Origin of the sequence: Streptomyces africanus (assembly GCF_030816955.1) — a bacterium.
GTDB classification, from domain to species: Bacteria; Actinomycetota; Actinomycetes; order Streptomycetales; family Streptomycetaceae; genus Streptomyces; species Streptomyces africanus.
Window position 1 is genome coordinate 7,745,468 of sequence record NZ_JAUSYP010000001.1, and the last position, 12,275, is coordinate 7,757,742.

The following is a 12,275-nucleotide window of genomic DNA, read 5'->3' on the forward strand; positions in this document are numbered from 1 at the left end:
TCAGTACTTCCACCGGTACGCCGCCGCCACCTGGTCGTCGTCGAGACCGGCGACGGACGCCAGCTCTCCCCGCCGTACGGCGATCACCGCGTCGGCCAGGACCGGGCCGAGGGCCGCCCGCAGCACGTCGTCCTCGCGGAATTCCTCGACGGCCCGCTCCAGCGAGACCGGCAGCCGCCGTACGCCCCGGGCCGCCGCCTCGGCCTCGCCCAGCCGTGCCGGATCCCCGGTGGTCTCCTCGGGCAGGGCGGCGGACGAGGCCAGGCCGTCCAGTCCGGCGGCGATCAGGGAGCCGATCGCGAGATAGGGGTTCGCGGCCAGGTCGATCGGTTTGATCTCCAGGTTGGCCGCCTGGTCGCGCAGTCCCGCGGTGCCCGTGACGACGCGCAAGGCGGTCTCCCGGGTCTCGCGGCCCCACGCGGTGAACACCCCGGCCCACTGGGAGGGCCTGAGCCGCAGATAGCTGGCGGGGCTCGGCGCGGTCACGGCCGTGAGACCGGGCAGATGGGCGAGGAGGCCGGCCGTGAACGACTCCGCCTCGGCCGTCATGCCGTAGCGGCCCTCGCCCCCGGAGTGCAGATTGGCCCCGCCGCGCCAGGCGGAGAGATGGACGTGCCCGCCGTTGCCGACGCCCTGCCCCACGACGGCCGGGGCGAAGGAGACGCGCAGCCCGTGCCGCCGGGACACCGCCCGGACCGTCTGCCGCACCAGCACGCTGCGGTCGGCCGCCGCCACCGGGTCGACGGCACCCACCGAGATCTCGAACTGCCCGGCCGCGTACTCGGGATGGACCTGTTCCACGTCGAGGCCCTGGGCCGCGCACGCGGCCAGCAGGTCGGCGGTGCAGTCACCGAGCTCCACCTGCCGTGCGGCCCCGTACGCCGGACCGGTCGTCGCGGGCACGAACGCGTCGCCGGGCGCGTCCTCGCGGGCCAGGGTCCACTCGACCTCCACGGCCGCCTTGAACGTCAGGCCGTGCCGCTCGGCCGCCTCGGCGACGACCCGGCGCAGGAACGTACGCGCGCAGCCGGGATGACGCTCCCCGTCCTGCGTGACCCGGTCGACCGGCGCCCACGCCCAGCCCGGCTGCCCGGCCAGCACCACGAGCTGGTCGAGGTCCGGGTAGAGGCGCAGATCGCCGTCGGGGGAGCCGAGGACGTCGGTGGTCACGATGGAGTCGTTCGCCAGGAACGTGTCGAACACCGGGGACATGCCGACGCCCCAGGCGGCGGCGGAGGCGAGCCGGGCCGTCGGGATCGTCTTCACCCTGCCGATGCCCGCGGTGTCGACGTAGGACAGCACGACGCCGTGCACACCCCGCCCCGACAGCTCGCCGCTCAGCGCGGTGGCCCGCTCGACATCGCCGGGACGGCCGCCGGGCACCGGATCGGCCAGGGTCGTCATACGTCCTCCTCGATACGTCCTCCCCGCCGGGACGGTCGCCGGGCGTCAGGGCTTGACGGCCACCGCGCCGTACTGCGGCACCAGCACGGCCGAGCCGGCGTCGGCGCGCCACTGGCCGCACGACACCAGTCCCGGATCGAGCAGCTCCAGGCCTTCGAAGAACGCGGCGATGTCCGCGCCGCTGCGGGCGGTGATCGGGGGAGTGGCGTTCTCGTTCCAGAACTTCATGGCCGGGATCTGCCCCGCGCCGCCGAGCACGTCGTCGAAGGTGGGGTGGGTGAGGACCAGGTGGCTGCCGGAGGGGACCGCGGCCATCACACGGCGCACGATGTCCCGGGCCTTCTCCGTGTCCAGGACGAAGTTGAGGATGCCCAGCATCATGACGGCGACGGGTTGGGTGAGGTCGAGGGTGTGCCCGGCCCGTTCGAGGATGGCGTCCGGGTCGTGCACGTCGGCGTCGATGTAGGCGGTGACGCCGTCGGGGCTGCCGGCCAGCAGGGTGCGGGCGTGCACCAGCACGATCGGGTCGTTGTCGACGTAGACGATCCGGGAGTCGGGCGCGAGCCGCTGGGCGATCTGGTGGGTGTTGGCCGCCGTCGGCAGCCCCGTGCCGATGTCGAGGAACTGCCGCACTCCGCGCTCGCCGGCCAGGAACGACACGGCCCGGCCCAGGAAGTCCCGGTCCGCCCGGGCGATGTCCCGGATGATCGGGAACATGCCGGCCACCTGCTCGCCGACCTTCTGGTCGACCTCGTAGTTGTCCTTGCCGCCGATCCAGTAGTTCCACACGCGCGCGTTGTGCGCCACACCGGTGTTCAGCCGCGCCGAGCCGCTCGGCGGGGTGTGGCTCTCACTCACGTCTCTTCCTCTCCTCGCACGAGCGACCGGTGCCGGTCACCGCGGCCATTGTGTCGCTCCGATGATCACCTGTCCCCGGAATCGGCAGAAGCCGTCGGGGAGCGTAGGCGCGCGGCGGGGGGAGAGCTGCCGACCGTGCTACTCCACCTCGCTGGGGTTCGGGGCGGGCGTCTTACCGGCCAGCACGTCCTTCAGGCGCTGGGTGCCGAGCCGCACCGCCTGCCCGACGGAGTCGCTCTCGCCCCCGTCGAGCCCGCCCGCCGTGACGGTGATCGCGTCGTCGCCGACGCGTACGGCGGCCACGTCCAGGGTCAGCGTGGCCTGCGTGCCGCCGGTCGTGCCCCGTACCGTCACGCGCAGGCCCTCACGGGCGTCGCCCACGTCGGGCAGCGAGGTCTCGACGACCTGGACGGTGCGCTGTTCGCCGTCGTCGGTGACGGTGAACTGGTCGCACTTCTCCGGCAGGCTCGCCATCCAGTTCAAGGAGTCCTGCGGATCTGTCCGTTCGTAGGAGGCCACCTGGTACAGCAGGCGCGAGTCGCCCTGCTCGAAGCCGCGCAGTGCGGACGCCCCGGACGGCCTGCCCAGCAGATCGTCGTCGAAGAGGGAGTCGAGGAGCCGCCGGCAGTCGGCGGCCTGGGCCTTGGCGGTGAGGAAGTCGGAGACGTCGACCCTGCCGATGAGCAGGCTGTCGTGCCAGTTCTCGGCCTCCGTGTCCTTGACCTGGGTCCAGTCGTCCTCGATGTCCGCCTCGGTGATCAGCGCGGTCCGTGCGCCGTCCGTGGTGAGGGTGGCGGTCGGCGAGAGGGTCTGCCGCTTCCCGGCGACCTGTGACGCGGCGACGTCCGAGACGCGCGAACCGTCCGTGTCACCGTCGTCCGAGCAGGCCGTGGTGGTCAGCAGCGTGCCTGCCGCCAGGGCGGAGGAGAGAACACGGGCGAGCCGGTACGGACGACGGGTCATCGGCAGTGCCTCCTGAGAGCGTGACGCGTGCCCTCAGCGCACCACCGGCACCGACGGCCCACCACCGGCACCGGACTGTTCGGGTGAGCGCGGCCCGGGGCACTCACCCGGCCCCGGGTGTGCGCTGTCTCTGGCGTGGCACAGCCCACCGGCTGTTCAATGAGGCTGCACACCCGCCACTCGGGAGAGGAGCCGCCCGTGTCCCCCGCCGTCGTGCCGCCCGTCGGCGCGCGTATCCGGCAAGCGCGGCTGGAGCGCGGGACGAGCCTGCGCGCGCTCGCCCGGGAGGCCGGCGTCTCGGCGAGCCTCGTGTCGCAGATCGAGACCGGCAAGAGCCAGCCCTCCGTCAGCACGCTGTACGCGATCACGACGGCCCTGGGCATCTCCGTCGAGTCCCTCTTCGACGCCCGGGAGAGAGCCGAAGTCCCGGAGCGGGGAGCGACCCCGCTCGCGGCGACGGCCCCCGGCACCGTCCTGCACGCCCTGGCCGCCTTCGCCGCCGACCCGGGGCGGCGGATCGGCCCGCTGGTCGGTGCGGGTGAGCGCGAGACGCTGGAGCTGGACTCGGGCGTCGTCTGGGAGCGTCTGGGCCGGGTGCCGGGCGCGGATGTCGACTTCCTGCTGGTGACCTACCGGCCCGGCGGCTCCTCCTCCGGCTCCGGCGCCCTGATGCGGCACGCCGGTACCGAGTACGGCTATCTGACCTCCGGTGAACTGATCCTCACCCTCGGTTTCGACGAGTACACCGTGCGCCCGGGCGACGCCGTCTCCTTCGAGTCGACGACCCCCCACCGCTACCGCAACGATGGAGAGGTACCGGCTGTCGGTGTCTGGTTCGTCTCCGGCGGTGTTCAGTGACACTTGACACCCGCAGGCCCCGGGCGTTCACTCCGAAGTGGGGGTGGTCGCCATGGCGATCCGCACATACGGCCCCAACGCCGTCGACTGGGAAGAGCGCATCGACCTGGACCGGCTGCGCGGACAGCGCCTGGCCCGGCTGCACGAGTCCCTGAACCGCTCCGAGCTGGGCGCGGTGCTCAGCTTCGACTTCGCCAACATCCGCTACATGACCGCCACGCACATCGGCACCTGGGCGATGGACAAGCTGATCCGCTTCGCCCTGCTGGTGCGCGACGGGGAACCGGTCGTCTGGGACTTCGGCTCCGCCGCCCGGCACCACCAGCTGTACAACCCGTGGCTCGACTACAGCGACGGCAAGGGCGGCCCGCCCACCGGCGCCCGCGCCGGCATCTCCACCCTGCGCGGCGCCTTCCACCCGGACGCGGGTATCGCTGAGGACGTGGCCGCCAAGATCGCCGCCGAGCTGCGCGACCACGGGGTGGCGAACGAACCGCTCGGCGTCGACGTCGCCGAGATGCCCGTCCTCGCCGCCCTGCGCGCCGAGGGCATCGACGTCGTCGACGGACAGCAGGTCTTCCTGGAGGCCCGCCGCATCAAGACCGGCGACGAGATCGCCCTGCTCACCCAGGCCTGCGCCATGGTCGACGCGGCCTACGAGGAGCTGTACGGCCAGCTGCGCCCGGGCGTGCGCGAGAACGAGTGCGTCGGGGTCGTGGCCAAGGCCCTGTACGACCTCGGCAGCGAGTACGTCGAGGGCGTCAACGCCATCTCGGGCGAACGGTGTTCACCGCATCCGCACGTCTACAGCGACCGCCTGATCCGCCCCGGCGACCCGGCCTTCTTCGACATCCTGCACAGCCACCTGGGCTACCGCACCTGCTACTACCGCACGTTCGCCGTCGGCAGCGCCTCCCGTGCGCAGCGGGACGCCTATGTGCGCTGCCGCGCGTACATGGACCAGGCGATCGCGCTCGTCCGGCCGGGCGCGACCACCGCCGACATCGTGCGGGTGTGGCCGCGTGCGGAGGAGTTCGGCTTCGCCGACGAGACCGCCGCGTTCGCCCTCCAGTACGGCCATGGCGTCGGCCTGTCGATCTGGGAGAAGCCGATCTTCAGCCGCCTGGTCTCCCTCGATCACCCCGAAGTCCTCGAAGAGGGCATGGTGTTCGCCCTGGAGACCTACTGGCCGGCCGCCGACGGCTGGTCCGCCGCCCGGATCGAGGAGGAGCTCGTCGTCACCGCCGACGGCTGCGAGGTCATCACCAAGTTCCCCGCCGAGGAACTGCTGGTGGCCGGGCGCAAGTACTGGACGGTGGGCGGCGAACTGAACACCCGCCGGGAGGCGCAGTCCCATCTCAACACCTCTCGCGACACGTCTCATGGCGACGGAGCGGACTGATGGACGCCGCCGGACTCCTCGCCTGCTACGAGCGGATGGCCGTCATCCGCCGTACGGAGAAGGCCGCCCACGACCTGTTCCTCCAGGGCCTGGTCAAGGGCACCACGCATCTCGCCGCCGGGCAGGAGGCGATCGCCGTGGGTGCGAGCGCCGCCCTGCACCCGGACGACTATGTGTTCGCCACCTATAGGGGCCACCACCATGCCCTCGCCCGGGGCGCCACCCCCGAGGAGTGCCTCGCCGAGCTGATGAGCCGGGCGACCGGGCTGTGCAAGGCCAAGGGCGGCTCCATGCACCTGACCAAGGCGGCCACCGGCATGCTCGGCTCGTACGCCATCGTCGGTGCGCATCTGCCGATGGCGGTCGGCGCGGCCTGGTCGGCCCGGCTGCGCGGTACGGACCAGCTGGCGGTCGCCTTCTTCGGTGACGGCGCGACCAACATCGGCGCCTTCCACGAGTCGCTCAATCTGGCCGCCGTGTGGAAGCTGCCGGTGCTCTTCGTGTGCGAGAACAACCTGTACATGGAGTACACGCCGATCGCCGACGTCACGGCGGTGGCCCGGCCCGCCGCCGACCGGGCGCCCGCCCACGGTATCCCCGGCGAGGTCGTCGACGGCAACGACGTCGTCGCCGTCGAGGAGGCGGTGGCGCGGCTCGCGCGGCGGGCCCGGGCGGGGGACGGGCCCGCCGTGCTGGAGGCCGAGACCTACCGGCACTTCGGGCACAGCCGCTCCGACCCGGCGGCGTACCGTCCGGCCGAGGAGGTCGAACGGTGGCTGAAGCACGACCCGCTGGACCTCGCCCGGGGGCGGCTCGCCGAGCTGGGGGCCGGGGCGGAGGCGGTCGCGGAGGCCGACGAGCGGGCCCGGGCCGTCGTGGAGCGGGCCGTCGAGGCGGCGAAGGCCGGGCCGCCGCCCGATCCGCGGGAGGCGCTGACCGACGTGTGGGCGGACGGAGGTGCCGCATGGCGGACGTGATCACCTACCGGGAAGCGGTCGCCGAGGGCATCGCGCGCGAGATGCGCCGGGACACCTCCGTCGTGTGCCTCGGGGAGGACATCGCCGCGGCCGGCGGTGTGTTCAAGACGACCGTGGGCCTGTTGAAGGAGTTCGGGCCCGAGCGGGTGTGGGACACGCCCATATCCGAACAGGCCATCGTGGGCGCGGCGATGGGTGCCGCGATGACCGGGCTGCGGCCCGTCGCGGAGATCATGTTCTCCGACTTCCTGGCCTGCTGCTGGGACTACCTCGCCAACGAGATCCCCAAGGTCCGCTACATGACCGGCGGCCAGGTGACGGTGCCGCTCGTCGTGCGCACCGCCAACGGCGGCGGGCTCGGCTTCGGCGCCCAGCACTCCCAGGCCACCGAGAACTGGGCCCTGGCCGTCCCCGGCCTGAAGATCGCGGCACCGGCCACACCCGCCGACGTCATCGGCATGATGGCGGCGGCGATCCGCAGCGACGACCCCGTGGTCTTCTTCGAGCACAAGGCCCTCCTGGCCACCAAGGGGCCGCCGCCATCGCCTGACCATGTCGTCGAGCTGGGCCGGGCCGCCGTCGTACGCGAGGGCGCCGACGTCACGCTCGTCGCGCTCGCCTCGACGGTGCCCCTGGCGCTGAAGGCCGCCGACGTGCTGTCGGGGGAGGGGATCGAGGCGGAGGTGGTCGACCTGCGCTGCCTGGTCCCGCTGGACGCCGCGACCGTCCTCGCCTCGCTGAGCAAGACTTCGCGGCTCGTCACCGTCGAGGAGAACCCGTATCAGGGCGGCTGGGGCGGCACCGTCGTCTCGATCGTCGCCGACGAGGGCTTCGGCCTGCTGGACGCGCCCGTGCGGCGGGTGGCGGGGGAGTGCGTCCCGCTGCCGTTCGCCGACGCGCTGGAGGAACAGGTCATCCCCACCGCCGGCAAGGTCGTCACGGCGGTCCGCGCACTCGCCGCCTACTGAGCCGCCCATCGACGCCGCCCACCGCCCCCGCACCGACACCCTGGAGGAAGCGCGATGACGACAAGAACACTGCTGCGCTCCGGTCACGTGATCTCGATGGACCCCGCCGTCGGTGAGCTGCCCCAGGGGGACGTCCTCGTCGAGGACGGCAGGATCGCGGCCGTCGAGCCCGAGATCAGCGCCGACGCCGAAGTCCTGGACATGAGCGGCCACATCGTGATCCCCGGCTTCGTCGACACCCACCGCCACACCTGGGAGGCGCCGATCCGGGGCGTCGCACCCGACGCCACCCTCGACGACTACTTCGTCGACATCCTCGACACCTTCGCACCCCTGTACACCCCGGAGGACGTCTACGCGGCCAACCTCGCGGGCGCGCTGGAGTGCCTCGACGCCGGCATCACCACGCTCGTCGACTGGTCGCACATCAACAACACCCCGGACCACCCGGACGCCGCGATCCAGGGCCTGAAGGAGTCCGGCATCCGGGCGCAGTACGCGTACGGCAGCGCCAACACCTCCCTCGCCGACTACTGGTTCGAGAGCAAGATCGCGATACCGGCCGAGGACGTCCGGCGGATCCGCACGACGCACTTCGCGTCCGACGACGGCCTGCTGACCATGGGCCTCGCCACCCGTGGACCCGGCTTCTGCGTAGGTGACGTCGTCGCCGCCGAGTGGGCCCTCGCCCGCGAACTCGGCATCCCGATCACCGTGCACGTGGCCATGGGGCGGCTGGCCGGCCGTTTCGGCATGGTCAAGCAGCTCCACGGCATGGGGCTCCTCGGCCCGGACACCACCTACGTCCACTGCTGCTACCTCAGCGAGGAGGAGTGGCGGATGGTCGCCGACAGCGGGGGCACGGTGTCCGTCGCGCCGCAGGTGGAGCTCCAGATGGGACACGGCTGGCCGCCCGTGATGCAGGCGATCGAACACGGGCTGCGGCCGTCGCTCAGCATCGACGTCGTCACCACCGTGCCCGGCGACATGTTCACCCAGATCCGCGCGGCCTTCGGCGCCGAACGCGCCCGCGTCAACGCCGACTGCTGGCAGGCCAACCTGCCCGTCCCGAGCAACATGCTGACAGCGCGTCAGATGCTGGAGATCGCCACCGTCAACGGCGCCCATGTCGCGGGCCTGGAGGACCGCACCGGCTCCCTGACCCCCGGAAAGCGCGCCGACATCGTCGCGATCGACGCCACCGCGCTGAACGTCGCACCCGTGCACGACGCGGCGGCCGCGGTGACGCTGTGCGCGGACGTGTCCAATGTGGACACCGTCCTCGTCGACGGTGTGATCCGCAAGCGCGACGGCAGGCTGGCCGCCGACACCGGGCGCGCCCTGCGGCTCGTCTCCGAGGCCCGCGACCGGCTCCTCGCGGCGAAGGAGATCAAGCAGTCGAAGGGGGAGAAGGCCCCGGCATGACGCGTCATCTGGTGCGCCGCGCGGCCGAGTTGCCCGAGCCGCCGTACGACGCCCTGGGCCACCGGCGGCGGACGCTGGTCGGCGAGGACGACGGCAGTGTGCACACCGGGTTCGGCCTGTGCGAACTGCGCCCCGACGGCCGTGTGCCGGCCCATGTGCACTCGTACGAGGAGAGCTTCCACGTCCTCGACGGGGCCGTGGTCCTCGACGTGCCCGAGGGCTCGTACCTGCTGGAGGAGGGCGACTACGGCCTGCTGCCGATCGGCGTCCCGCATGCCTGGCGCGGCGCCGGGGACACCGCCGGCCGCTGGGCGGACATGCTCGCCCCCGTGCCGCGGGCCCGCTACGGGTACGACACCCAGACCGTGCCGGACGTGCCCGTGCGCGACCCCGTCCGGGTCGACGTCCGCGACCCGCGCACCCGCTCCTTCGGGCACTTCGAGCCCGCCCAGATGGACCCCGGCAAGCAGTCCCAGGACCTGCTCGCCGTCACGGCGAGCATGCGCACCGCGCTGCTGGTCTACAGCGGCATCACCGTGAAGATGATGGTCGACAGCGACCTGGGCGCGGTCGGCTCGACGATGTTCATGGTGCAGTACGCGTCCGACGGCGTCATCGGCACCCACGACCACCCCTTCGAGGAGACGTATCTGATCCTGGAGGGCGTCGCCGAGACCACCCTCGACGGCGAGCGGTACCGGCTGGAGCCCGGGGACCTCGCGTGGGCGGGCGCCGGCTGTGTGCATGGGTTCGTCAATGCCGGGCAGGGGCCCCTGCGGTGGCTGGAGACCCAGGCGCCGCAGCCACCGCCGCGGCACTCGTACCGGTTCACCAGGGACTGGGACTATCTGCGCCAGACGCTTCAGGAGGGCTCATGAGCAGTGTCCTTGTCGTCGGCGGCACGTCGGGCATCGGCCTCGCGTTCGCCCGGGCCCGCGCCGAGCGCGGCGACGAAGTCGTCCTGACCGGCCGCGACGCCCACCGCGCCGACCTGATCGCCAAGGAGTTCGGCGCCCGGGGCATCGCCCTCGACCTGGCGCGGCCGCTGGAGATCGCGGCGGCGCTGGCCGGCGTGGGACGCGTCGACCATCTGGTGGTCGCGGGCGTCTCCCGGGACGACAACAAAGTCAGCGAGTACGACATCGACGCCGCGCTGCGGCTGGTCACCCTCAAGCTCGTCGGCTACACGGAGGTCGTGCACACGCTGCGGGCCCGGCTGCACGACGACAGCGCCATCGTGCTCTTCGGCGGACAGGCCAAGGAACGCCCCTACCCGGGGGCGACCACGGTGGCGACGGTCAACGCGGGCGTGCGGGGCCTGATGAACTCCCTCGCCGTCGAACTCGCACCCGTCCGGGTCAACGCGGTGCACCCCGGCGTCGTCGGCGACAGCCCGTACTGGCAGGCCAAACCGGAGAAGGTCCTCGACGTGCTGCGCACCGAGACGCCCACCGGACGGCTGGCCTCCATGGCGGACGTGGTGGACGCGGTCGACTTCCTGCTGCGCAACCGGTCGGTCAATGCCGTCGAACTGACGGTGGACGGAGGGTGGTTGCTCGGCTGAGAGCAGGCCGGTTCACCCGGCCCGCCGCAGCGTGTCCTCGGCCACGTCCTTGTCCACCGCCGCCCGCACCAGCGCCGCGGCGAGGACGGCCGGGCCGGTCCGCCCGGCCAGTTCGGTGAGACGGTCCGGATCCTTCGGCAGCTTCAACCGTTCGGCACCCTGGAGGGCCTTGGCGTCGAGGTAGGGGGCGGCCTCCGGCCACACAGCCTGCACCTCGCGCAGGAAGATGTCGGCTCCGGCCGGGCCCACCCCGGGGAACTCCTGCAGCAGATGGCGCAGTTCGGACACCTTGCCGTCCGCCTCCCGGCGCAGCCGCCGCAGATCCCCGCCCCACCGCTCGGTCAACAGCTCGGCGGCCTCGCCGAGCTGGGTCGCCGTACGCTCGTCGTAGCGCCGGTAGCCGCCCCGGCCGAGCGCGTCCACCCGCTCCTGCCAGTCGGCCTCCGCCATGCGGCGCGGGTCGCGCAGCCCCGCCTCGTGCAGGGCACGGGCGGTGGCCAGCGCGATCGAACCGCGGATGCGGGCGCTGAGCAGATGGGCCAGCACGAGCAGCCGGTACAGCGGCTGCGGGGTGTCCTTCAGCCGGATCCCCGCCTCGTCCGCGTACGTCCGGCCGTGCGCGGAGAGCAGTTCGCGCACGACGCGCTCCTGCCGGTCCACGATCTACCCCTTGAGCGGATCGTGGCCGACCGTCATCAGCCGGCGCCGGCGGCGTGTGTCCTCGGCCGTCACCTCGGGCAACGGCTCGTTCTCCAGGTCGACCTGCGAGGTGACCCTGTCCACGACGTTCCGCATCACGCGCAGGTCGTCCTCGGTCAGGTCGGTGCGCCGCTTCTGGAGGATCGCCAGGACGTGCTGTCCGGTCTCGGTCCCGGCCTGCTCGGGCAGCGGCTCCGCGTCCTCGTCGGCGTCCCGCATCCGCAACCAGGCCGCGAGCTCCTGCGAGGTCATGTTCACCACGCGGTGGAAGTCCTCCCACAGCGCGTCCAGTTCAAGGGCGTCGGTCATCACATGCCCCTTCCGTACGTACGTGCGCGCGCCCCGTACGTGCGCGCGCCGGTCAGCCCTCGCGGGGGAAGTTCTCCGCGTCGAACATCCACCGCTGCTTCTCCAGCTCGGCGGTGATGCTGATCAGCAGATCCTGCGTGACCAGGTCGGCCTTCTCGGTCGCGTCGATGCGCTCGCGCAGCCGGCCGATGGCGTCCTGGAGGGACTCCACCATCACCTGCACGGCGTCCGCGTCGCGCACCCAGCCCTCCTTGGGGGCGGGCAGCGTGAAGGCCTTGGCGATGGTCTCCGGCCGGCCGTCCGGCGGGACGCCGAGCGCTGCGGACCGCTCGGCCACCGTGTCGGCGAAGTTCCGCGCGGCCGAGACCACCTCGTCCAGCTGGAGGTGGATCGACCGGAACCGTGGTCCGACGATGTTCCAGTGCGCCTGCTTCCCGATCAGCGAGAGTCCGAGCAGGTCCACCAAGGTGTCCTGGAGTGCCTCGCACGAGACCCGGCGGGCCTCGTCGGGCAGTGTGCTCCGCACAGCCGTCATAGGGCGCTTCTCCTCCTCGCGTCGTTCCTCGTGGTCCGGAGCAGTGCGTCGCGCTCCTCCTCGCAGGTCCCGCCCCACACGCCCGCTGCCTGGCCGCTGCTCAGCGCGAAGCTCAGGCACTGGTCGGTCACCGGGCAGCGCGCACAGATCCGCTTCGCGGCGTCGACATCCCGCAAGGCCGGGCCTGTCGTGCCCACGGGGAAGAACAGTTCGGGGTCCTCGTCCACACAGGCGGCGCTCCGCAACCACTCCATGAACGCGCGGGTGCCCCGGGCCCCCTGGGGCAAACCCCGATGCGGAACCATGCGGGCCG

At 72.3% G+C, this 12,275-nt stretch carries 14 protein-coding genes; 7 read left to right on the forward strand and 7 right to left on the reverse strand.

Annotated elements, in window-relative coordinates:
- The 3 genes from QF034_RS35545 to QF034_RS35555 all read right to left on the reverse strand — a co-directional run bounded on the left by QF034_RS35545 (window position 1) and on the right by QF034_RS35555 (window position 3,225).
- Window positions 1-1,404, reverse strand: a complete 1,404-nt coding sequence (locus tag QF034_RS35545; protein WP_307178773.1) for a type I glutamate--ammonia ligase — start codon at window positions 1,402-1,404, stop codon at window positions 1-3.
- 45 nt (window positions 1,405-1,449) lie between these two features.
- Window positions 1,450-2,262 carry an SAM-dependent methyltransferase gene (locus tag QF034_RS35550; protein ID WP_307178774.1) on the reverse strand — a complete coding sequence of 271 codons (813 nt, stop codon included), beginning with the start codon at window positions 2,260-2,262 and terminating at the stop codon, window positions 1,450-1,452.
- 138 nt (window positions 2,263-2,400) lie between these two features.
- Window positions 2,401-3,225: a hypothetical protein gene (locus QF034_RS35555; protein ID WP_307178775.1), complete on the reverse strand. Its 825-nt coding sequence runs from the start codon at window positions 3,223-3,225 to the stop codon at window positions 2,401-2,403.
- A gap of 198 nt (window positions 3,226-3,423) precedes the next feature.
- On the opposite strand from QF034_RS35555, the gene QF034_RS35560 reads away from it, so the two are divergent.
- The 7 genes from QF034_RS35560 to QF034_RS35590 are packed head-to-tail and all read left to right on the forward strand — an operon-like array spanning window position 3,424 to window position 10,419.
- Complete coding sequence (locus tag QF034_RS35560) at window positions 3,424-4,083, forward strand: helix-turn-helix domain-containing protein (protein ID WP_307178776.1); 660 nt, start codon at window positions 3,424-3,426, stop codon at window positions 4,081-4,083.
- Window positions 4,084-4,135: 52 nt separating this feature from the next.
- Window positions 4,136-5,485, forward strand: a complete 1,350-nt coding sequence (locus QF034_RS35565; RefSeq protein ID WP_307178777.1) for a M24 family metallopeptidase — start codon at window positions 4,136-4,138, stop codon at window positions 5,483-5,485.
- Entirely contained in the window at window positions 5,485-6,462 is a 978-nt protein-coding gene (locus QF034_RS35570) for a thiamine pyrophosphate-dependent dehydrogenase E1 component subunit alpha (RefSeq protein ID WP_307178778.1), read from the forward strand. Before QF034_RS35565 ends, QF034_RS35570 begins: the two co-directional genes overlap by 1 nt.
- Entirely contained in the window at window positions 6,450-7,430 is a 981-nt protein-coding gene (locus QF034_RS35575; RefSeq protein ID WP_307178779.1) for an alpha-ketoacid dehydrogenase subunit beta, read from the forward strand. The genes QF034_RS35570 and QF034_RS35575 overlap by 13 nt, the downstream gene beginning before the upstream one ends.
- A 54-nt stretch (window positions 7,431-7,484) precedes the next feature.
- Entirely contained in the window at window positions 7,485-8,855 is a 1,371-nt protein-coding gene (locus QF034_RS35580; protein ID WP_307178780.1) for an amidohydrolase family protein, read from the forward strand.
- Window positions 8,852-9,733, forward strand: coding sequence for a cupin domain-containing protein (locus QF034_RS35585; protein WP_307178781.1), 882 nt, complete (start codon window positions 8,852-8,854; stop codon window positions 9,731-9,733). The genes QF034_RS35580 and QF034_RS35585 overlap by 4 nt, the downstream gene beginning before the upstream one ends.
- Window positions 9,730-10,419, forward strand: coding sequence for an SDR family oxidoreductase (locus tag QF034_RS35590; RefSeq protein WP_307178782.1), 690 nt, complete (start codon window positions 9,730-9,732; stop codon window positions 10,417-10,419). Before QF034_RS35585 ends, QF034_RS35590 begins: the two co-directional genes overlap by 4 nt.
- A gap of 12 nt (window positions 10,420-10,431) precedes the next feature.
- On the opposite strand, the gene QF034_RS35595 is transcribed toward QF034_RS35590, so the two are convergent.
- The 4 genes from QF034_RS35595 to QF034_RS35610 are packed head-to-tail and all read right to left on the reverse strand — an operon-like array spanning window position 10,432 to window position 12,216.
- A complete protein-coding gene (locus QF034_RS35595) occupies window positions 10,432-11,082 on the reverse strand; it encodes an HhH-GDP family DNA glycosylase (RefSeq protein WP_307180058.1) in 651 nt (216 codons plus the stop codon).
- The gene (locus QF034_RS35600) at window positions 11,083-11,427 is read right to left on the reverse strand and encodes a DUF3140 domain-containing protein (RefSeq protein ID WP_307178783.1); all 345 of its coding nucleotides are present in this window, start codon (window positions 11,425-11,427) and stop codon (window positions 11,083-11,085) included.
- A 52-nt stretch (window positions 11,428-11,479) separates the two neighbouring features.
- Window positions 11,480-11,962, reverse strand: coding sequence for a Dps family protein (locus QF034_RS35605; RefSeq protein WP_307178784.1), 483 nt, complete (start codon window positions 11,960-11,962; stop codon window positions 11,480-11,482).
- The gene (locus tag QF034_RS35610) at window positions 11,959-12,216 is read right to left on the reverse strand and encodes a WhiB family transcriptional regulator (RefSeq protein WP_020269817.1); all 258 of its coding nucleotides are present in this window, start codon (window positions 12,214-12,216) and stop codon (window positions 11,959-11,961) included. The genes QF034_RS35605 and QF034_RS35610 overlap by 4 nt, the downstream gene beginning before the upstream one ends.
- Window positions 12,217-12,275: the final 59 nt, after the last annotated feature.